The organism is Streptomyces sp. NPDC038707 (genome assembly GCF_040636485.1).
Classification (GTDB): domain Bacteria; phylum Actinomycetota; class Actinomycetes; order Streptomycetales; family Streptomycetaceae; genus Streptomyces.
Genome location: NZ_JBEZUP010000060.1, coordinates 1 through 20461, shown reverse-complemented (window position 1 = coordinate 20461; position 20461 = coordinate 1). Strand labels below are relative to the sequence as shown.

The 20461-nt window shown below is 72.0% G+C and carries 15 protein-coding genes and 1 rRNA gene; 7 read left to right on the top strand and 9 right to left on the bottom strand.

All coding sequences use genetic code 11. The annotated features are described in order from the left end of the window. Window positions 1-596 precede the first annotated feature (596 nt). A complete protein-coding gene (gene secA, locus AB0E62_RS38745; protein ID WP_362205422.1) occupies window positions 597-3410 on the bottom strand; it encodes a preprotein translocase subunit SecA in 2814 nt (937 codons plus the stop codon). A gap of 252 nt (window positions 3411-3662) precedes the next feature. Between secA and AB0E62_RS38740 the strand changes: the two genes are divergently transcribed. Next, entirely contained in the window at window positions 3663-4241 is a 579-nt protein-coding gene (locus AB0E62_RS38740; protein WP_362205419.1) for a GNAT family protein, read from the top strand. Between the two features lie 57 nt (window positions 4242-4298). Continuing rightward, the gene (locus tag AB0E62_RS38735; RefSeq protein WP_362205416.1) at window positions 4299-5474 is read left to right on the top strand and encodes a crosslink repair DNA glycosylase YcaQ family protein; all 1176 of its coding nucleotides are present in this window, start codon (window positions 4299-4301) and stop codon (window positions 5472-5474) included. 3 nt (window positions 5475-5477) lie between these two features. Here the strand turns inward: AB0E62_RS38735 and AB0E62_RS38730 are convergent, their stop codons facing one another. The 7 genes from AB0E62_RS38730 to mtnA all read right to left on the bottom strand — a co-directional run bounded on the left by AB0E62_RS38730 (window position 5478) and on the right by mtnA (window position 14482). Next, window positions 5478-6224, bottom strand: a complete 747-nt coding sequence (locus AB0E62_RS38730; RefSeq protein WP_362205413.1) for a response regulator transcription factor — start codon at window positions 6222-6224, stop codon at window positions 5478-5480. A 203-nt stretch (window positions 6225-6427) separates the two neighbouring features. Continuing rightward, a complete protein-coding gene (raiA, locus tag AB0E62_RS38725; protein ID WP_362205411.1) occupies window positions 6428-7120 on the bottom strand; it encodes a ribosome-associated translation inhibitor RaiA in 693 nt (230 codons plus the stop codon). Between the two features lie 313 nt (window positions 7121-7433). Further along, complete coding sequence (locus AB0E62_RS38720; protein ID WP_362205408.1) at window positions 7434-8528, bottom strand: ComF family protein; 1095 nt, start codon at window positions 8526-8528, stop codon at window positions 7434-7436. 90 nt (window positions 8529-8618) lie between these two features. Then, entirely contained in the window at window positions 8619-10451 is a 1833-nt protein-coding gene (locus tag AB0E62_RS38715; RefSeq protein WP_362205405.1) for an LpqB family beta-propeller domain-containing protein, read from the bottom strand. Continuing rightward, window positions 10441-12537, bottom strand: a complete 2097-nt coding sequence (gene mtrB, locus AB0E62_RS38710) for an MtrAB system histidine kinase MtrB (protein ID WP_362205402.1) — start codon at window positions 12535-12537, stop codon at window positions 10441-10443. Before mtrB ends, AB0E62_RS38715 begins: the two co-directional genes overlap by 11 nt. 1 nt (window position 12538) lies before the next feature. Continuing rightward, window positions 12539-13228, bottom strand: a complete 690-nt coding sequence (mtrA, locus tag AB0E62_RS38705) for a two-component system response regulator MtrA (RefSeq protein WP_187279108.1) — start codon at window positions 13226-13228, stop codon at window positions 12539-12541. A 108-nt stretch (window positions 13229-13336) separates the two neighbouring features. Next, window positions 13337-14482 carry an S-methyl-5-thioribose-1-phosphate isomerase gene (mtnA, locus tag AB0E62_RS38700; RefSeq protein ID WP_362205400.1) on the bottom strand — a complete coding sequence of 382 codons (1146 nt, stop codon included), beginning with the start codon at window positions 14480-14482 and terminating at the stop codon, window positions 13337-13339. A gap of 140 nt (window positions 14483-14622) precedes the next feature. Between mtnA and AB0E62_RS38695 the strand changes: the two genes are divergently transcribed. The 5 genes from AB0E62_RS38695 to AB0E62_RS38675 all read left to right on the top strand — a co-directional run bounded on the left by AB0E62_RS38695 (window position 14623) and on the right by AB0E62_RS38675 (window position 20269). After that, complete coding sequence (locus AB0E62_RS38695; protein ID WP_362205397.1) at window positions 14623-15996, top strand: glycerophosphoryl diester phosphodiesterase membrane domain-containing protein; 1374 nt, start codon at window positions 14623-14625, stop codon at window positions 15994-15996. A 127-nt stretch (window positions 15997-16123) separates the two neighbouring features. Then, entirely contained in the window at window positions 16124-16774 is a 651-nt protein-coding gene (locus tag AB0E62_RS38690) for a DUF4129 domain-containing protein (protein ID WP_362205394.1), read from the top strand. After that, window positions 16771-17970 (top strand): DUF4350 domain-containing protein, encoded by a 1200-nt coding sequence (locus tag AB0E62_RS38685; protein WP_362205391.1) that lies wholly within the window; start codon window positions 16771-16773, stop codon window positions 17968-17970. Before AB0E62_RS38690 ends, AB0E62_RS38685 begins: the two co-directional genes overlap by 4 nt. Beyond that, the gene (locus tag AB0E62_RS38680; RefSeq protein ID WP_362205426.1) at window positions 17970-18959 is read left to right on the top strand and encodes a MoxR family ATPase; all 990 of its coding nucleotides are present in this window, start codon (window positions 17970-17972) and stop codon (window positions 18957-18959) included. The genes AB0E62_RS38685 and AB0E62_RS38680 overlap by 1 nt, the downstream gene beginning before the upstream one ends. Next, window positions 18959-20269: a DUF58 domain-containing protein gene (locus AB0E62_RS38675; RefSeq protein WP_362205388.1), complete on the top strand. Its 1311-nt coding sequence runs from the start codon at window positions 18959-18961 to the stop codon at window positions 20267-20269. The genes AB0E62_RS38680 and AB0E62_RS38675 overlap by 1 nt, the downstream gene beginning before the upstream one ends. A 97-nt stretch (window positions 20270-20366) precedes the next feature. Here AB0E62_RS38675 and rrf read toward each other — a convergent pair. After that, window positions 20367-20461: ribosomal RNA gene (gene rrf / locus AB0E62_RS38670) — 5S ribosomal RNA — on the bottom strand; the annotation flags it as partial.

Below are 20461 nucleotides of genomic sequence, written 5' to 3'. Positions count from 1 at the left end.
ACGGCACGCCCTACAGCGAAACCACCGCCTTCCCCACGGCGCCCAAGCTCGAACTAAGCATCGCGGCTTGACCTACTAACCCCATCGGATGTCTTCTTCGTGGCTCCGCATGGCTCCGCATGGCTCCGCAATGGGGCCACCGGCCTTCGGGCCCGGCATGACTCCCCCCTCCTGTTGTTCAACACAGAGCCACGACCTCCACCGACGCCGCACGGCCGAGGAGGCAGGCCCCGCGTGATCCCCCGACGCGCCCCGGAACAACGCCGAGGGCCGGATCCCCCGACGGAAACCCGGCCCTCACGGAACACCCGCCTCCTCAGACCCCAGGCACCACACGGCGGTGGAAGCAGGCCCCGTGATCCCCCCGACGCGCCCCGGAACAACGCCCGAAGGACCGGATCCCCCGACGGAAACCCGGCCCTCACGGAACACCCGCCTTCTCAGACCCCAGGCACCCCACGGCGGTGGAAGCAGGCCCCGTGATCCCCCCGACGCGCCCCGGAACCACGCCGAGGGCCGGATCCCCCGACGGAGACCCGGCCCTCACGGAACACCCGCCTTCTCAGGCGCCGATGGCGTGCCCGCCGCTTGCGGCGTTACTTCTTACGGCGCCGGCCGCCCTTGGCCTGCCGTCGCCGCTCGGCCCGGGTCAGCCCGTCCGACTCCGACCGCACCGGCTCCTCGTCCTCGAGGTCCCGCTCGACGATGCCGCCCTCGCCGTCCACGGTCGGCGCGGAGAAGTGCAGTTCGCGGCGCTGCGGGACGTCCAGGCCCTTCGCGCGGATCTCGGGACGCGCGGTCGCCTGCGCCGGCACGGTGTCCTGCGCGCCCTCGCCGGCCGGCTGGACCTGCGCCTCGACCGGGACCTCCTCGACCTGCTGCTCGACCTGGACCTCCAGGTTGAACAGGTAGCCGACGGACTCCTCCTTGATGCCGTCCATCATCGCGGTGAACATGTCGAAGCCCTCACGCTGGTACTCGACCAGCGGGTCCTTCTGCGCCATGGCGCGCAGGCCGATGCCCTCCTGGAGGTAGTCCATCTCGTAGAGGTGCTCGCGCCACTTGCGGTCGAGGACCGACAGCACGACCCGGCGCTCCAGCTCACGCATGATCTCGGAGCCGAGCTGCGCCTCGCGGGCCTCGTACTGCTCGTGGATGTCCTCCTTGATGGACTCGGTGATGAACTCGGCGGTCAGGCCGGCCCGGTCGCCGGCCGCCTCCTCCAGCTCCTCGATGGTGACCTTCACCGGGTAGAGCTGCCGGAACGCGCCCCACAGCCGGTCCAGGTCCCAGTCCTCGGGGAAGCCCTCGGAGGTCTCCGCGGTGACGTACGCCTCGATCGTGTCGTCCATGAAGTGCCGGATCTGCTCGTGCAGGTCCTCGCCCTCCAGGACGCGGCGGCGCTCGCCGTAGATGACCTCGCGCTGCCGGTTGAGCACCTCGTCGTACTTCAGGACGTTCTTACGGGTCTCGAAGTTCTGCGTCTCGACCTGTGCCTGCGCGGACGCGATCGCCCGGGTGACCATCTTGTTCTCGATCGGCACGTCGTCCGGCACGTTGGCCATGGACATCACGCGCTCGACCATCTGGGCCTTGAACAGGCGCATCAGGTCGTCGCCCAGCGAGAGGTAGAAGCGGGACTCGCCCGGGTCGCCCTGACGGCCGGAACGGCCGCGCAGCTGGTTGTCGATGCGCCGCGACTCGTGCCGCTCGGTACCGAGGACGTAGAGACCGCCGAGCGCCTCCACCTCCTCCTTCTCCGCCTTGACGGCCTGCTCGGCCTTCTCCAGGGCGGCGGGCAGGGCCGCGGCCCACTCCTCGATGTGCTCCTCGGGGTCGAGGCCGCGCTGGCGCAGCTCCGCCTCGGCGAGGTCCTCGGGGTTGCCGCCGAGCTTGATGTCCGTACCGCGGCCGGCCATGTTGGTGGCCACCGTCACCGCGCCCTTGCGGCCCGCCTGGGCGACGATCTGCGCCTCGCGCTCGTGGTGCTTGGCGTTCAGCACCTCGTGCTGGATGCCGCGCTTGCTGAGCTGCTGCGAGAGGTACTCCGACTTCTCGACGGAGGTCGTGCCGACGAGGATCGGCTGGCCCTTCTCGTGCTTCTCGGCGATGTCGTCCACGACCGCCTCGAACTTGGCCACCTCGGTGCGGTAGATCAGGTCGGACTGGTCCTTGCGGACCATCGGCCGGTTGGTCGGGATCGGGACCACGCCGAGCTTGTAGATCTGGTGGAACTCGGCGGCCTCGGTCATCGCCGTACCGGTCATGCCGGAGAGCTTGTTGTAGAGGCGGAAGAAGTTCTGCAGGGTGATCGTGGCGAGCGTCTGGTTCTCGTCCTTGATCTCCACGCCTTCCTTCGCCTCGATGGCCTGGTGCATGCCCTCGTTGTAACGGCGGCCGGCGAGGATACGGCCGGTGTGCTCGTCCACGATCATGACCTCGCCGTCGATGACGACGTAGTCCTTGTCGCGCTTGAACAGTTCCTTGGCCTTGATGGCGTTGTTCAGGTAACCCACGAGCGGGGTGTTCACCGACTCGTAGAGGTTGTCGATGCCCAGCCAGTCCTCGACCTTGCTGACACCGGACTCGTGGATGGCGACCGTGCGCTTCTTCTCGTCGACGTCGTAGTCGCCGGTCTCCTCGACGCCCTTGAGGGGGTTGCCGGCCTCGCCGCGCTTGAGGCGGGTGACCAGCTTGGCGAAGTCGCCGTACCACTTGGTGGCCTGGTCGGCCGGCCCGGAGATGATCAGCGGCGTACGGGCCTCGTCGATGAGGATGGAGTCGACCTCGTCCACGATGGCGAAGTTGTGGCCGCGCTGCACCAGCTCGTCCTTCGACCACGCCATGTTGTCGCGCAGGTAGTCGAAGCCGAACTCGTTGTTCGTGCCGTAGGTGATGTCGCACGCGTACTGCTCGCGACGCTGGGCCGGGGTCATGCTGGCGAGGATGCAGCCGACCTCGAGGCCCAGGAACTTGTGGACGCGGCCCATCATCTCGGAGTCGCGCTCGGCCAGGTAGTCGTTGACGGTGACGATGTGGACGCCGTCGCCGGACAGGGCGTTCAGATAGGCGGGCAGGGTACCGACGAGGGTCTTGCCCTCACCGGTCTTCATCTCGGCCACATAACCGAGGTGGAGCGCGGCACCGCCCATCATCTGCACGTCGTAGTGACGCTGGCCGAGGACGCGCTTGGCGGCCTCGCGGACCGTGGCGAACGCCTCGGGGAGCAGGTCGTCCAGGCTCTCACCGTCGGCGTACCGCTGCTTGTACTCATCGGTGAGGGCGCGCAGCTCGGCGTCGGAGAGGTCGACGAAGTCCTCTTCGATGGAGTTGACCTGGTCCGCGATGCGGTGCAGCTTGCGCAGGATCTTGCCTTCGCCTGCACGCATGATCTTCGAGAGGACGGACACGGGGGCTGGTCTCCTTGCCGGTCGGGCCTGGGACGGTCGGTTTTCCTTCTGACTACTGAGCAACGGCCATCGTATGCGAGGACCCGGCCGCGCCGGGAGGCCTGGCGACCCGACTGCTGCTTCATCCAGGACAACGGACGGAGCATCGGGATGGTGCCGCTCCGGCACGAGGAATTGCGCGAATTGTGATCACGCGCTCACGCAGCGCGGAAATCCGTGGCCCCGGCCGGGTGTGCCGCGCAGAATCGGGCGATGGAACACGTCACGCTCACCACGGACCGTCTCGTTCTGCGCCCGGTCGGCCCCGAGGACACCGACGCGGTGTACGCCGCCGCGCAGGACCCCGGCATCCAGCGCTGGACGACGGTTCCCTCGCCCTATCTGCCCGAGCACGCGACCGGCTTCACCGAGCAGATCGTCCCCGACGGCTGGGCGCAGGGCTCGATGTTCACCTTCGGCGTGTTCACCGTCGGCGGAGAGCTGGCCGGCATGCTCGCCCTGACGACGCGCTCGCCGGGCACGGCCGAGATCGGTTTCTGGGCGGCCAGGGAGCACCGCGGCCGGGGCTACGTCGTCGAGGCCACGCTCGCCGCCTGCCGCTGGGCCTTCACCGAGAAGGGCGTGGACCGGGTCGAGTGGCGGGCCGAGGTCGGCAACCACGCCTCCCGCGCGGTGGCCGAACGGGCGGGCTTCACCCTCGAGGGCGTCCTGCGCTCCGCCGTCGCCAACAAGGGCGTGCGGCGGGACTGCTGGGTCGGCTCGCTGCTCCCCTCGGACCTCGGCCTGCCGTCCACCGCCCCGTACCTGCCGGCGCCTCCTGAGGCCCGCTGAGAGGCGAACGTGCTGGTCGTCGCGGACTGTCGGTACCACCCTCTATCGTCCGGGTGCATGACGACCCTTCCGCGTCCCACCACCACACTCACCGCCGACGAAGCCCGCCGGATGGTCCTGCGGGCCCAGGGCCTGCTCGGCGCGCCGGACCGGCGCGCGGGGGTCCGCGGGGTGCTGCGCCGGCTCGGCGCGGTCCAGCTCGACACGATCTCGGTCCTGGCCCGTTCCCATGAACTGGTGCCGTACGCCCGGCTGGGCGCGGTCGGCCGGGGGACGGTGGAGGCCGCGTACTGGACGGACACGCACGCCTTCGAGTACTGGTCGCACGCCGCCTGCCTGCTGCCCATCGAGGAGTGGCCGCACTTCGCCTTCCGCCGCCGCGCCTACCGCGACCGCCCGCACTGGCACCACCAACTCCCCGACGGCGCCTACGACCAGGTGATCAAGCAGCTGCGCGCGGAGGGCCCGCTGACCGCCACGGAGCTGGGCGGCGCGAAGAGGACGAACGACTGGTGGGACTGGTCGGGCACCAAGGTCGCCGTGGAGCGGGCGCTGATGTACGGCGAGGTGGTGTGCGTGGAGCGGCGCGGCTGGAAGCGGGTGTACGACCTGGCCGAACGCGCGGTCCCGGCCGCGCTGCTGCACGACGGGCTGGACGACGCCGAGTGCCTGCGGCGTCTGGTGCGGCTGGCGGGCGAGGCGCTCGGCGTGGGCACGCGCGCGGACATCGCCGACTACCACCGGCTCAAGGGCGAACAGGTCGACTCGGTGATCGCGGACTCGGGTCTGGTGCCGGTGGAGGTGGAGGGCTGGTCCAGGCCGGCCTGGGCCGACCCGGCGGCGCTGGCGGCACCGCCGCGCGGCCGGCACCGCACCACGCTGCTCTCCCCCTTCGACTCCCTGATCTGGGAACGGGCGCGCACGGAGCGGATCTTCGGCTTCACCCACCGGCTGGAGGCGTACGTCCCCAAGCCCAAGCGGGTGCACGGGTACTTCGCGATGCCGGTGCTGGCCGGCGGCCGGCTGGTCGGACGGGTCGACCCGGCGCGCCAGGGCCGCACGCTGGTGGCCAGGCAGGTCACCCTGGACGGCTCGAAGGCGGTGACGGCGGTGGCCCGGGCCCTGACCGAGGCGGCGTCGTGGGTCGACTGCACCGACGTCCGCGTCGAGCGCACGGACCCGCCGGAGCTGCGCGAGCCGCTCACCAGGGAGCTCGCCGGGCTCCTCGGATAGGCGCTAGCGGATCTCCAGGATCTTCTCCCGCATCGCGTAGACCACGGCCTCCATCCTGGAGTGCAGCTGGAGCTTCTCCAGGATGTTGCGGACGTGGTTCTTCACGGTGTTCTCGGAGATGAACAGTTCCTTGGCGATGTCCCGGTTGTTCATGCCCGTGGCGACGAGCTTGAGGACCTCCAGCTCCCGGTCGGTGAGCCGGGGCGCGGGCACCAGCCGGCGCTCGTCGGTGCGCTGGATCATCGACTTGAACTCGGTGAGGAGTTTGGACGCCATCGACGGGCTGATCTGCGACTGCCCGTCGGCCACCGCCCGAATGGCGGTGGCCACCTCGTCGGTGGAGATCTCCTTGAGGAGGTATCCGGTCGCGCCCGCCTTGATCGCGTCGTAGAGGTCGGCCTCCTCGTCGCTGATCGTCAGCATGATGATCTTCGCGCTGGGAGCCACCTCCTTGATGGAGGTGCAGGCCTCGATCCCGCCTCGCTTGGGCATGCGGACATCCATCAGGACGATGTCGGGCAGCAGGTCGGCGGCCTTGTCGACGGCCTCGGCACCGTCGCCCGCCTCGCCGACCACCTGGATGTCCTCCTCGGCCGCGAGCACGATCTCCAGGCCGCGCCGGAAGAGGGCGTGGTCGTCCACGACCAGGACTCTGATCGGCTCCTTGCGCGGCGCGTCCGCGCCGGGGTCCCTGCCGATGACACCGTCGTCGGCGTCCCCGTCCCGCATCGGTCCGAAGGTGTCCGCCATCGTTCCTCCCCCTGAAGGCTGTGGCCTGTGGTCCTGTGCCATCGCCAACCCAAGGCAACGGCCCACCGGTTGGGCCGGTGCGGCCATGATTTCATGCCCGGACGGCACCGAGGTGACGTGCGGGGCGCGAAGTGGTCGCACGCCGGTGCCCCTGGGGGCGCACGCTCGCTCCAGGGGCACCGGCTCAGCTTCAGCCGGGTGGGTCAGCCGCCCAGCGTGCCCCCGGCCGTGGGGGTCTGCGCCTCGGCGACCATCGGGTCCGTGCTGAGATGGATGACGCCGTAGTCGTAGGCGTGCCGCCGGTAGACGACGCTCGGTTCCTTCGTCTCTGAGTCGACGAACAAGTAGAAGTCGTGGCCGACCAGTTCCATCTCGTAGAGGGCCTGGTCGAGGCTCATCGGGGCGGCGACGTGGGTCTTCTCGCGGACGACGAGGGGGCCTTCACCCTTGACCTCCAGGGAGCCGATCTTCTTGGTCGGGACCCCGTCGGACTCCTCCTCCAGGACGGGCTGGCCGTTGCTGTTCAGCGTCGCCGCGTCCGGGACGTGGTCGGGGACCTCCGCCGCCGAGATCCGGCGCGCACCGCGGCGTGAGAACCGCTTGTCATGCTGCTTGCGCAGCCGCGCGTCCAGCTTCTCCGCCGCCAGGTCGAGTGCGGCGTACGGATCGCTGGCCGCCGCCTCCGCCCGGATGACCGGGCCACGGGAGCGGAGCGTGATCTCCACTCGGTCACAGCGGTCGGCCTGCCTGGGGTTGGGCTCCTTGGACACCTCGACGTCGAGGCTGATCACCTTGGCATCGAGCCTCTGGATCTTCTCCAGCTTCAGCTTCTCGGCCACGTGTTTGCGGAACCGCTCGGGCACCTCGGTCTTGCGGCCCTTGACGACGATGTCCACGCAGAACTCCGTTCCCGGATCGCTCCGCTGTACCGGCGGAGCGTCTCCCTTTCGCACCAGATCCGGTGATCACCGGACCTCGGACTCGGTGACTTCCACCTCCTCCTCCCCCATGGGCGAGGTCTCCACCTCACCGGCGCGGGTGATTACGGAAAATCCGCACACGGCATTCGGATTTGCGAGGCGTGTGGCCTGCGCCTTTCCTCACAACCGAACATATCTCGCCCGGAGCGATGGCGTCACCCTCTCTGCCGTCGCACCTCCGTTCAGATGAATTGAGGCTCTCACTACCTGCAACGATGCACGTCGAGGATCAGTTCCTGGGTATTTCCAGAGAATCGGCGGGAGCGGCGATCACAGCGGCACTCAGCATCCGCCCGAGGGCACTCGCCGCCGCCTTTTCCGATGCACTGCGCACCGACTCCGTCCTCCCTGGCCGTACTCCGATCCGTCGTTCCTCCCTACCTTCCCGAGTTAGGGCGCGATACACGGCCCTTCCGCCATTGGCGCGGGCTGCCGCCGACTCCCGCAGGGCTCGGGCCGCCTCGGCGAGGCTGGCGCCCGTCGTCATCAGGTCGTCGACGAGCACGACGCGCCGTCCGGCGCCGAGCAGCCGGTCGCCGCCCGAGGCCACCTCCAGCGCCCCGGCGAGGTTCGCCAGGCGCCGCGCCGCGTCCAGCCCCGCCTGGTCGGCGACGGCCCGCCGTTGCCGCAGCACGGCCGCCACCCGGGCCGGCGTCCCGGTGCGCCGCAGTTCCCGCGCCGCCGCGAGCGCCATCCGCCGCACCGGATCGTGCCCACGCGCCCGCACGGCCCACCGCGCCGAGGGCACCGGCACCAGCAGCAGGGGTTCCCGCCAGGAATGCCCCGCCGGCCCGGCACCGGCGTCCGCGCTCACGCCACCGGCAGCACCGCGGCCCGGACCCGGACCCGCCCCTCCGGCACCCCAGCCGCCACCTGGACCCCCGTCACCGACACCGCCCGCCTCGATGCCGGGTGCGCCGAAGCCGTGCGCCGGGAGGCCACGCCCGCCGAGGTCCTCCGCCCCACGGCCGCCCACGCCACGGCCGGCCCTGCCGAGGCCGCCCGTAGCCTCGCCACCCGCACCAGGCCCCGCGCCCTGGCCCGCCAGCACGGCCCGGGCCAGCGCCGCGCCCAGCACCGCGGCCAGAGCCAGCGCGCCCCGCTCCTTGTGGGCCAGCAGCAGCGTGCGCACCTCCGCCGCGTAGGGAGCCACCGCGTGCACCACCGGCAGCCCGGCCGGCGCCGGCACCGGTCGCGCCCGCCGCGGCACGCCGTGGTCCAGCGCGGCCCGGCACCGCCGGCACAACGCCGTACGTGGTGCCCCGCAGCCCGCGCAGTCGGCCGGCAGCACCAGGTCGGTGAGGTCCTGCCACCACCCCCGCATGACCACCACTGTGCCCGCGCCGCCGCCGGCCCGCCACCCCTGTGGAAAACCGCCTGTGGACAACCCGGAAACCGCAGGTCCGAGCGGGTTTCAGCCCGGATAGACCGGCGCCGAACCGTCCTTGTCCACCTTCTGCCACTGCGCCCCCGACGGCAGCCGGACGATCCCGTCCTCCGAGTAGGCCACCAGCGGCACCCCCTCGTCCTCTGAGGCGGCGATCGCCTTGACACTGGCGGGCGAGCCCGGAGCGGGTCCGTCCAGCGTGGAACCGTCGGCCTGGACGTACCGCATCTGCTGCACGCCTCCCTGTTCCTGGCCGACGACGAGCAGCCGGCTGTCCCCGGCCCACGAGATGGCGCTGACCTGCTCCAGGTCCGGTGTCGCGGAGCGCAGCCCGTCCACCGAGATGCCCTGCCCGGTGCCGTCGTCGTGCTGGATCCGGCCGATGAGCAGGGACTGCTTGCCGTCCTTGGCCACGACCAGCGCGATCCGTGCCCCGTCGGCGGCCACCCGCGCGTCCGTGATCTGTCCCGGAAGCCCGGGGACGGCGACGCGCACCGCCTCCTTCTCGCCCTGCTCCACGACGTACAGGGCGGGCCGGCGGTGGTCGCGGTCGGCCACCCACAGGTCACCGTGCGCGTCCCAGCTCGGCGTGGTCAGCCGTTCCCCGGGGCCGGTGCCGTCGCTGGTCACCAGCGGTTGACCGAACGAGCCGCCCGACGCCAGCGAGGTCACGTACAGCGACCTGCCCTCGTCGGTGACCCCGGCCGCGGTGTGCTCGTCCCGCGACACGGCCACCGACCGCAGTTCCTTGCCGCCCTCGCCCAGCGGACCCGGCACCGGCACGGAGCCCGTGCCGGTGCTGCCGGTCGGCATCCGCACCGCCCGGTGCCTGCCGTCGATGAAGTACACGTACTCGGGACGCTTGGACGACCCGTGCCAGGCGACGGACTCGGCGCGCTTCCCGGTCAGTTCGCACAGCCGGCTGTCGCCCTCCCCGCGCAGCTCGACGGATTCCAGCGTCGGCGCCAGGTTCCGCAGGGTGAACAGCACCTGCGTGGCCATCTCGGTGCACTTGCGCGGCGCCACCTGGGACGCCTTGAGGTTGAGCGGCACGGTCAGCCTGTTCTGGTCGTCCGGCGCCAGCCCGGTCACGCCCTTCCCCAGCCTCGTACCGGTGGGGAAGCTCGACCTGACCACCGGGCCGAGCCAGGCGGTCGGCCCCTTCAGCAGCGACCCGACCAGTTGCGTCATCGGGTCCACCTTGCCCCGCACGAACACCGGATCGGCGACCGCCACCGGCTGCCCGCCCGCGCCGACCGCCGAGTCGGAGGCGAAGTAGTACTTGTCGACGGACGTGTAGTTGCGCTGGAAGTCCGACTTGCCCATGACGACGCCGTCGGGCAGCCCGTCGATGCGCCACTGCCCGCTCTTGGGGTTCTTCGTCAGGTGCAGTTTCTTGCGGTAGGAACCGCCGGCCGGCTGGTAGGCCTGCTGCGCGTCGACCGTGGCGACCCGGGTGCCGGTCAGCACACAGGTGACGCTGTTGGTCTCCTCCCGGCCGCCCGGGCTGCAGTCGGTCTCGATGCTCGGCCCGTTCGCCAGGACGGTGGTCGACCGCTCCGGCCGCCAGCGGCCGGCCGCCTCGGCCGACAGGTACTTGCGCGCCGTGTCGTACTCCGGGTCGTCACTGGTCAGCGCCTCCAGGAAGCCCTGCATGATCTCGCCCGGACCGGCACCGTCGGCCGGCGGCATGGCGAAGACCCGCACCCCGGTGTCCTGCCGCGGCGTGGACTCCACGTCCCGCAGATCCCCGCTGTCGGGCATCGAGGCGCACCCGGCCAGCAGTACGGCACCCAACGCGGCGCACACCACCGCGCGCCCCGGCCGCCGCCGTGCGCCCCCCACGCGGTCAGCGACCACGAAATGCCTCCCCTGGCTCCGTCGAGTCCTGCGGCGCTCCGTCCGGCCGGGCCGGGCCCGCCGGCGGCGCCGGGCGCGCTGCGGTCCCGTCACCGGGACTCCGTACGCCACCGGTGGGCCGGGGCACCACGCGCGCGCCGTTGCCCTTGCCCGGCAGCGCGGTCGGGTCGGCGGCCGGCGTGGCGGTGGCCAGCCGCGGCGCGCGCGGTGGCAACGCGGGAGCCTGCGCGCCGGCCTGCTGCACCGGGACGGTCGCCCGCTTCTCCTCGCCGCCGCGCGGCTCGCCGTCGTCCAGGCCACGGTTGCGGCGCGAGTCCTTCGGCTCCAGCGGTATCGGGGAGCCACGCAGCGGCTCGTCCGCGGTCCGCGGCAACGTCAGCCGGAACTGCGAGCCGCCACCGGGCTCGCCCCATGCCTGCAGCCAGCCGCCGTGCAGCCGCGCGTCCTCCAGGGCGATCGACAGGCCGAGGCCGGTGCCGCCGGTGGTACGCGCGCGTGCCGGGTCGGCCCGCCAGAAGCGGCTGAAGACCCGGGTCGCCTCGCCGGGCTTCAGACCGACGCCGTAGTCCCGTACGGCCACGGCCACCGCACCGCCCGCGGCGGCCAGCCTGACGACGACGTCCTTGCCCTCACCGTGTTCCACGGCGTTGACGACGAGGTTGCGCAGCACGCGCTCCACGCGCCGGGCGTCCGCCTCGGCGACCACGGGCTGCTGGTCGCCGACCACCCGTATGCGCGTGCCCTTGCGCTCGGCGAGCGGCTCGGCACCGCTCACCACCCGCCGCACGACCTCCCTGAGGTCTATCGGCTCGGCCTCCAGCGCGGCGGCGCCGGCGTCGAACCGGCTGATCTCCAGCAGGTCCGCGAGCAGCGACTCGAACCGGTCCAGCTGGTCGGCGAGCAACTCGGCCGACCTCGCGGTCACCGGGTCGAAGTCCCCGCGCGCCTCGTGGATGACATCGGCGGCCATCCGGACCGTGGTCAGCGGGGTGCGCAGCTCGTGCGACACGTCGGAGACGAACCGCCGCTGCATCCGCGACAGGTCCTCCAGCTGCTGGATCTTGACCTGGAGGTTCTGCGCCATCTTGTTGAACGCCTCACCGAGGCGCGCGATGTCGTCCTCGCCGGTGACCTTCATCCGCTCCTGGAGCCGCCCGGCGGACAGCCGCTCCGCGATCCCGGCCGCCATCCGCACCGGGGTGACCACCTGCCGCACCACCAGCCAGGCGATGGCGCCCAGCAGGACGACGACGAACAGCCCCGCCGTGGCCAGGGTGCCCTTGACCAGGCTCAGGGACTTCTCCTCCTGCGTCAGCGGGAAGAGGTAGTACAGCTCGTACGCGCGGCCGTTGGGGTCGTTGACCTGCTTGCCGATGGCCAGTCCCGGCTGCGACTCCTTGCCGCCGAAATAGACGATCCGCGTGTTGCTCTGCACGGCCGTCGTACCGCTGTTGACCCGCTCCCGCAGCTCGGCGGGCACGCTGGAGGTCGGGTTCACGTTCCCGGAGCCGCGCGGGCTGCGCCCGCCGCCGCTGTCGTCGCCGACGGGCAGCGTCACCACGTCGAAGGCGCCCGCGCCACCGCTGGACAGCGACTCCACGAGGTCGCTCATCCACTGGATGACGTTCTGCGACTGCCGACCGTCCGCGGTCGCCGTACCGTCCCCGGCACCGGCCGCTCCGCCGGCACCCGCGCCGCTCGCCGCCTCGTCGGCCTTCTGCCTGGCCACCGCGAACCCACCCGTGGCCTGGCTCTGCGACGCCTTCACCTTCGCGTCCAGCAGGCCGTTGCGGACCTGCCCGATCACGACGAAGCCCAGCAGCAGGACGACGCCCAGCGACATCACCAGGGTCGTCGCGACGACCCGGAGCTGGATGTTGCGCCGCCACAGCCGCATCACCGGCAGCAGCGGACGGCGCACCCAGCGCAGGAACAACCGTAGGACCGGGCTGCCCTGCACCCCGCCCGCCGGCAGCCCGCCCTCGATCAGACGCCTGAGGCGCGCACTCACCGCGGTCCGGCCGACAGGCCGCCCCGGACGGTTCCCGGGCCCGCCGGAAGCCGGAGCGACGCTGTCCCCGGACATGTCAGCTCGGTCCGGCCTTGTAACCGACGCCACGGACGGTCACCACGATCTCCGGCCGCTCCGGGTCCTTCTCGACCTTGGAACGCAGCCGCTGGACGTGCACGTTGACGAGCCGCGTGTCGGCGGCGTGGCGGTAACCCCACACCTGCTCCAGCAGCACCTCACGGGTGAACACCTGCCACGGCTTGCGCGCGAGCGCGACCAGCAGGTCGAACTCCAGCGGGGTCAGCGCTATCGACTGCCCGTCCCGCTTCACCGAGTGCCCGGCGACGTCGATGACCAGGTCACCGATGGTCAGCTGCTCCGGCGCCGGCTCCTCCGACCTGCGCAGCCTGGCCCGGATCCGGGCCACCAGCTCCTTGGGCTTGAACGGCTTGACGATGTAGTCGTCCGCGCCCGACTCCAGGCCGACCACGACATCCACCGTGTCGCTCTTGGCCGTGAGCATCACGATCGGCACCCCGGACTCCGCCCGGATCAGCCGGCACACCTCGATACCGTCCCGCCCGGGCAGCATCAGATCGAGCAGCACCAGATCGGGCTTGCTCTCCCGGAAAGCGGCCAGCGCCTTGTCGCCGTCGGCTACGAAAGACGGCTCAAAACCTTCACCACGCAGCACGATGCCGAGCATCTCGGCCAGTGCGGTGTCGTCGTCGACGACAAGGACTCGTCCCTTCATAAACGACATCATCCCATTCTCGTAACAGTGACAGGCGCGCTGGTGAGGGAGGTCACTGGCCGGTGACCCTAGTCGTACAGGCCCGTCACTGTCTGCCCCCGGCCGTCCGGAGGGGGCTGATCATGCGGGATCCGCGGAACGGCGTGACCGGGCGCAGACCTCGGCGAGGGATTCGGCGGTCACCGGGGAGACGGCTCCCTCCTCGGTGACGATGGCCGTCACCAGCTCAGGGGGCGTCACGTCGAACGCCGGGTTGTACGCCTGTGTCCCCAGCGGCGCCACCGGGATCCCGCCCGCCGCGCCGGCCGCCGACACCTGGGGTGCCACGATCTCGGTCACCTCGAAGCCAGGCCGCTGCTCGACCTCGATGGACGCCCCGTCGGGAGTGTCCGGGTCGACCGTCGTCACCGGGGCCACCACGATGAACGGCACATGGTGGTACCGGGCGAGCACGGCCAGCGGATAGCTGCCCACCTTGTTCGCCACCGAACCGTCCGCCGCGATCCGGTCCGCCCCGATCAGCACCGCGTCCACCTCACCCGCCGCGAACAGCGAACCCGCCGCGTTGTCGGTGAGCAAGGTGTACGCCATGCCGCTGCGGGCCGCTTCGTACGCCGTCAGGCGGGCGCCCTGCAGCAACGGCCGCGTCTCGTCCACCCACAGCCGCCGCAGCCGGCCCGCCCGGTGCGCGGCGAGGGCCACCGCGAAGGCCGTGCCCTCCCCGCCCGACACCAGCGAGCCGGTGTTGCAGTGGGTGAGGATCCGGTGCCCGCCGGCCGGCAGCAGCTCGTCCAGCAGCGCCAGCCCGTGGGCCGCCATCCGGGCGCTGGCCTCGGCGTCCTCCCGGTGCAGCGCCCGCGCCGCGGCCAGAGCCGCCACGGCCCCCGCGGTGGGGTCACCGGTCCGGGCCAGCGCCGCCTGGTACGCCGTTTCGGCCCGGCGCACCCCGACGGACAGGTTCACCGCGGTGGGCCTGGCCCCTTCCAGCGCCCGCGCCGCCTCGGGCACGTCGAAGCCACGCGCGGCGGCGAGCGCGACGCCGTACGCTCCCGCGATCCCGAGCAGCGGTGCCCCGCGCACGGCGAGCGAACGGATCGCCTCCACCAGCGCCGACGCGTCCGTGCACACCAACTCGACCTCTTCGGCCGGGAGCCTCGTCTGATCGAGAAGGACCAGTACGGGACCCTCTGGTGGTTCCTCCCATCGGATCGCCGGTATCTCGGTCGGCCGCTTGTCCCCACCGGTTCGCGCCTGCTGATCAGCCATGCCGTCAGTCTGCCCCCGATCCGGCGGACAATTGAAGAAGTCCAGCCCCCACTGCGGCCGGTCCGCCGATGACCGGCCCATGGCACGATGGCTGCCAACCTGCCGCCGCGACCGCGGACGGGCACCGAGAAGGAGCTTCGATGACAGACACTCCGGGCTGGGCCTCGCCCGGATCCGCCCCGTCGTCCGAGGGGCGGGAACCCGGCGCGTCCGGCCCCGCCGGGCCCGCCGACCGCCCCGGCCCCGCCGACCCCGCGCCGCAGCCCGGCCCGGACGCGCAGGGCCAGGGCGTGGAATGGTCCAAGGAACAGCCGCCACCCGGCCAGTGGCCGGCGCCCACCGGTGTCCCCGGCGCTCCCGGTCCGCAGCAGACCCCGCCGCCCCCGCCGCCCGGCCCCGGCTGGGGCGGCCGGCCCCCGGGCGCCCCGGGCCCCGGCGGCTACGGCGGTCATGGCGGCGGATACGCGGGCCCTCCGGTCGGCTACGGCGGTCACCCGGGCTGGGGCGGCGGCTGGGGCGGACCGCCACCCGCGGCCAAGCCCGGTGTCATCCCGCTGCGTCCGCTCGGCGTCGGTGAGATCCTCGACGGCGCCGTCTCCACCATGCGCACCTACTGGCGCTCGGTCCTCGGCATCTCGCTGGCGGTCGCCCTGCTGACCGAGACCGGCCTGGTCCTGCTGCAGGGCTTCGTCCTCAACGACGTCCTCGCCGACGCGTCGCTCGACAGCCGGACCGCCACACCCGGCGAGGTGCTCCGCGGCCTGCGCGACACCATGGTCGGCACTGGGCTCCTCACGGTGGTCTCGGCGGCCGCCACCGTCGTCGCGACCGCCCTGCTCACGACCATCACCAGCCGTGCCGTGCTCGGCAAGCCGGTCAGCACCGGCGAAGCCTGGCGCGAGGCCCGCCCGCAGCTGCTCAAGCTGTGCGGTCTGCTCCTCCTGCTCGGTCTGATCGTCTTCGGTGTGCTCGCCGTCGGCGCGCTGCCCGGCTTCCTGGTCCTGATCGGCAGCGGCAGCGACGCCGCGGGGGCCGCGCTGATGGTCCTGGGCATCCTCGGCGCGATCGTCGTCGCGGTGTGGCTGAGCATCCGCTACTACCTGGCCGCGCCCGCCCTGATGCTGGAACGGCAGGGCATCAAGAAGTCCATGAGCCGCTCCGCCAAGCTGGTACGGGGCTCCTGGTGGCGCGTCTTCGGCATCCAGCTGCTCGCCGGCCTGATCGCGAACATCGTCTCCGCGATCGTGACCATCCCCTTCGCCGTCATAGGAGCGGCCGCGAGCGGCGACGGCATGGCCGACTTCCTCGCCACCAACGGCGGGCACGTCGGCTGGGCGTTCCTGATCATCCGGTCCGTCGGTTCGGTGATCGGCACCACGCTCACCCTCCCGATCAGTGCCGGCGTCACCGCGCTCCTCTACATCGACCAGCGCATCCGCCGCGAAGCCCTCGACGTGGAGCTGGCCCGCGCCGCCGGCGTCCACGGATACAGCACCGGCGTCCCCGGGAGCTGACGCGGTGAGCCTGACGGGGGGAGTCCTCACGGCGGCGCTCCCATCGGGTGCCACCACGGCCGTACGTCTGTCACGCGCGACGGACCGTGCGCTCCTGGCCGCCGGCGGCTCGGGCGACGAGCCACCGGTGACCATCCCGCGTGATCCCGCGCGGGAAGCGGCCCGGCGTGAGCTGTCCAAGCGGATGTACCACGAGAACGATCCGAGCTGGTTCCAGCGCGCCCTGGACGCGTTCTGGGACTGGCTCGGCCGACTCTTCGGCACGGCCGCGTCGGCCACCCCTGGCGGCGCGGTCGGCCTCGTCGTCGTCATCCTGTTCGTCGTCGCCGTCCTGGCCGCCCTCTGGTGGCGCCTCGGCACCCCCCGCCGCCGGCCCGCCTCCGCCGCGGTGCTGTTCGACGAGCGCCCCCGCAGCGCCGCCGAACACCGCGCGGCGGCCGAGGCACACGCGGTCCAAGGCCACTGGAACCAGGCCGTCCAGGAACGCATGCGAGCCATGGTCCGCTCTCTGGAGGAACGCGCCCTGCTCGACGTACGTCCCGGTCGCACCGCAGACGAAGCCGCCGCCGAGGCCGGTCGCGCCCTGCCCGCGCACGCGGACCGGCTACGCGCCGCGGCCCGCGAGTTCGATGACGTCACATACGGCGGGCGCAGTGCCGACGAGCACGCGTACCGCCGCCTCGCCGATCTCGACCGCGACGTGGAGGACACCAGGCCGGCCCTCGCCGCCAGTGCCACCACCACGGCCCACAGCACCCGCCAGGGGGCAGCCGAGTGACCACCGAGGCCCCGCCGGCCCTCACCACCTCCACCGCGCCCACCGGCCGCCTGCTGTGGACCCGGACACGTGGCATCACGCTCGCCGTCGTCCTGATCCTGGCCGCGGCCGTCGCCATGGCCGCCGTGCGCTCCACAGCCCGTCACGGCGAACTGGACCCGCGCTCCGCCGACCCCTACGGCAGCCGCGCCGTCGCCGAACTCCTCGCCCAGCGCGGCGTCTCCACACGCGTGGTCACCACCCTCGACGCGGCACGCTCCGCCGCCGGCCCCGACACCACTCTGCTCGTCGCCGTGCCCGACCGGCTGACCCATCGTCAACAGGTGGCGCTGCAGAAGGCGACAGCGGACTCCGGCGGGCGTACCGTCCTGCTCGCGGCCGGCAGCTGGTCCATCGAACGGCTCGCCCCCGGGGTCACCGCGGACCCCGCCACCAGCGGCGACTCCACGCTCACCCCGCAGTGCGCCCTGCCCGAGGCCCGACGCGCGGGCCCGGCCGACACCGGCGGCGTCCGCTACACCACCACCCACCTCGACGCCGACTCCTGCTACCCCAGCGAGCGCCTCGCCACCCTGCTGCGCCTGCCCGCGGCCTCCGGGAGCGGCGACACCATCGTGCTCGGCGCGCCCGGCATCCTCTACAACGACCACCTCGACGAGCAGGGCAACGCCTCGCTCGCCCTGCAACTCCTCGGCTCCCGCCCGCATCTGGTCTGGTACCTCCCCTCGCTGTCCGACGCCTCCGGCGCCCGAACCGGCGACCAGAAGGGCTTCCTCGACCTGCTCCCCTCGGGCTGGCTCTGGGCCACCTTGCAGCTCTTCATCGCGGCGGTCCTCGCCGCCTTCTGGCGGGCACGCCGATTCGGTCCCCTCGTGACCGAGAAACTCCCCGTCGCGATCCGCGCCTCCGAGACCACCGAAGGCCGCGCCCGCCTCTATCTCAAGGCCGACGCCCGTGACCGCGCGGCCGACGCCCTGCGCTCCGCGACCCGCACTCGCCTCGCCCCGCTCGCCGGTGTGCCCGCCGCCCAGGCGCACACACCCGAGGCCCTGCTTCCCGCCCTCTCCGCCCGCCTTCCCGGCGACGGACAGGCCCTGCACTCCCTCCTCTTCGGACCGCCGCCCGGCGACGACGCCGCCCTCATCGCACTCACCGATCAACTCGACGCCCTCGAAAGAGAGGTACGCCGTTCATGATGGACCCGACCACCGACAACGCCGGGCAGAGCGGGGACGCGGACACCGCCCGCGCCGCGCTGGAAGCCCTGCGCGCCGAGATCGCCAAAGCCGTGGTCGGCCAGGACCCCGCCGTGACCGGCCTCGTCGTCGCCCTCCTCTGCCGTGGACACGTACTACTAGAAGGAGTCCCCGGGGTCGCCAAAACGTTGCTCGTCCGCGCCCTCGCATCCGCACTGGATCTCGATACCAAACGCGTCCAGTTCACCCCGGACCTGATGCCGAGCGACGTCACGGGCTCCCTCGTCTACGACACCCGCACCGCCGAGTTCTCCTTCCAGCCCGGCCCGGTCTTCACCCACCTGCTCCTCGCGGACGAGATCAACCGCACCCCGCCCAAAACCCAGTCCTCGCTGCTGGAGGCCATGGAGGAACGCCAGGTCACGGTGGACGGCACCCCGCGCCCGCTCCCCGAGCCGTTCCTGGTCGCCGCGACACAGAACCCGGTGGAGTACGAGGGCACCTACCCCCTCCCGGAAGCACAGCTGGACCGGTTCCTGCTGAAGCTCACGATTCCCCTGCCCTCCCGCCAGGACGAGATCGGCGTCCTGACCCGGCATGCCTCGGGCTTCGACCCGCGCGATCTGCGCGCCGCCGGTGTACGGCCGGTCGCCGGTCCCGCGGACCTGGCGGCGGCCCGCGCCGCGGTCGCAAGGACGACCGTGTCACCCGAGATCACCGCCTATGTCGTGGACATCTGCCGCGCCACGCGCGAGTCCCCGTCGCTCACCCTGGGCGTCTCCCCGCGCGGCGCCACCGCCCTGCTGGCCACGTCGCGCGCCTGGGCATGGCTGACCGGCCGCGACTACGTCATCCCCGATGACGTGAAGGCCCTCGCCCTGCCGACGCTCCGGCACCGCGTCCAGCTGCGTCCGGAGGCCGAAATGGAGGGCGTGTCCGCGGACTCGGTCATCAACGCCATCCTCGCCCACGTCCCGGTCCCCCGCTGATGGCAGTCACCGGACGCGCCGCTCTCCTCGCGGCCCTCGGCTCGATCCCCGTCGGCATCCTGGAACCGGGCTGGACGGGCATCCTCGCGGTCAACGGCTCCGTCGCCCTGGCCTGCGCCTGCGACTACGCGCTGGCCGCCCCCGTACGCCACCTGCTGCTGTCCCGTTCCGGCGAGACCACCGTCCGGCTCGGGGACACCGCGGACATCACGCTGACGGTCACGAATCCCAGCCGCCGGCCCCTGCGCGCCCAGCTCCGGGACGCCTGGCCGCCGAGCGCATGGCAGCCGGGCACGGAGACCGAGGCCTCCAGGCATCGGCTGACCGTGCCCCCGGGCGAGCGACGGCGCGTGACGACCAGGCTGCGCCCCACCCGCCGTGGCGACCGCCAAGCCGACCGTGTCACCGTTCGCTCCTACGGGCCCCTTGGTCTGTTCACCCGCCAGGGCGCCCACAAGGTGCCCTGGACGGTGCGAGTCCTGCCCCCCTTCACCAGCCGCAAGCATCTGCCGTCGAAACTCGCCCGATTGCGTGAACTGGACGGCCGTACCAGCGCCCTGACCCGAGGTGAGGGCACGGAGTTCGACAGCCTCCGGGAGTACGTTCCCGGAGACGACACGCGTTCCATCGACTGGCGCGCCACGGCCCGGCAGACCGCCGTCGCCGTCCGCACCTGGCGGCCGGAACGCGACCGGCACATTCTGCTGGTCCTGGACACCGGCCGCACCTCGGCCGGCCGCGTGGGCGATGCCCCACGGCTCGACGCCTCGATGGACGCGGCCCTGCTGCTCGCGGCCCTCTCCTCCCGCGCGGGGGACCGGGTGGCCCTGCTGGCCTACGACCGCCGGGTACGCGCCCTGGTCCAGGGCCGTACGGCCGGCGATGTCCTGCCTTCCCTGGTCAACGCGATGGCCATGCTGGAACCGGAGCTCGTCGAGACCGATGCGCGGGGACTCACCGCGACCGTTTTGCGTACGGCCCCCCGGCGTTCCCTGATCGTGCTGCTCACGACGTTGGACGCGGCCCCGGTGGAGCAGGGGCTGCTACCCGTGCTTCCTCAGCTCACTCAACGCCATACGGTTCTGGTGGCGTCGGTGGCGGATCCGCACATCGCCCGTATGGCGCAGGCCCGGGGCAATGCCGAAGCCGTGTACGAGGCGGCGGCCGCGGCTCGCGCGCAGAACGAGCGTCGGCGCACTGCGGAGCAACTCCGTCGTCAGGGAGTGACGGTGGTGGACGCGACTCCGGATGAACTGGCGCCGGCGCTCGCGGACGCCTATCTGGCCCTCAAAGCGGCCGGCCGGCTCTGAGGTTTCCCCCGGAGCAGTCCCTTCAGGGGCTGCCGAATATGCCGCCATAACGCAGAAAACCCCCGCACCTGAAGGTGCGGGGGTTTCCCCAAAAATCGTTCGGCGGCGTCCTACTCTCCCACAGGGTCCCCCCTGCAGTACCATCGGCGCTGTGAGGCTTAGCTTCCGGGTTCGGAATGTAACCGGGCGTTT

Coding starts and splice junctions, on each gene's coding strand:
- AB0E62_RS38695 (WP_362205397.1), top strand. CDS start 14,623: ATGACAGACACTCCGGGCTGGGCCTCGCCCGGATCCGCCCCGTCGTCC.
- AB0E62_RS38680 (WP_362205426.1), top strand. CDS start 17,970: ATGGACCCGACCACCGACAACGCCGGGCAGAGCGGGGACGCGGACACC.
- mtrB (WP_362205402.1), bottom strand. CDS start 12,537: ATGTCCGGGGACAGCGTCGCTCCGGCTTCCGGCGGGCCCGGGAACCGT.
- AB0E62_RS38675 (WP_362205388.1), top strand. CDS start 18,959: ATGGCAGTCACCGGACGCGCCGCTCTCCTCGCGGCCCTCGGCTCGATC.
- AB0E62_RS38720 (WP_362205408.1), bottom strand. CDS start 8,528: ATGCGGGGGTGGTGGCAGGACCTCACCGACCTGGTGCTGCCGGCCGAC.
- AB0E62_RS38735 (WP_362205416.1), top strand. CDS start 4,299: ATGACGACCCTTCCGCGTCCCACCACCACACTCACCGCCGACGAAGCC.
- mtnA (WP_362205400.1), bottom strand. CDS start 14,482: ATGGCTGATCAGCAGGCGCGAACCGGTGGGGACAAGCGGCCGACCGAG.
- AB0E62_RS38730 (WP_362205413.1), bottom strand. CDS start 6,224: ATGGCGGACACCTTCGGACCGATGCGGGACGGGGACGCCGACGACGGT.
- mtrA (WP_187279108.1), bottom strand. CDS start 13,228: ATGATGTCGTTTATGAAGGGACGAGTCCTTGTCGTCGACGACGACACC.
- AB0E62_RS38740 (WP_362205419.1), top strand. CDS start 3,663: ATGGAACACGTCACGCTCACCACGGACCGTCTCGTTCTGCGCCCGGTC.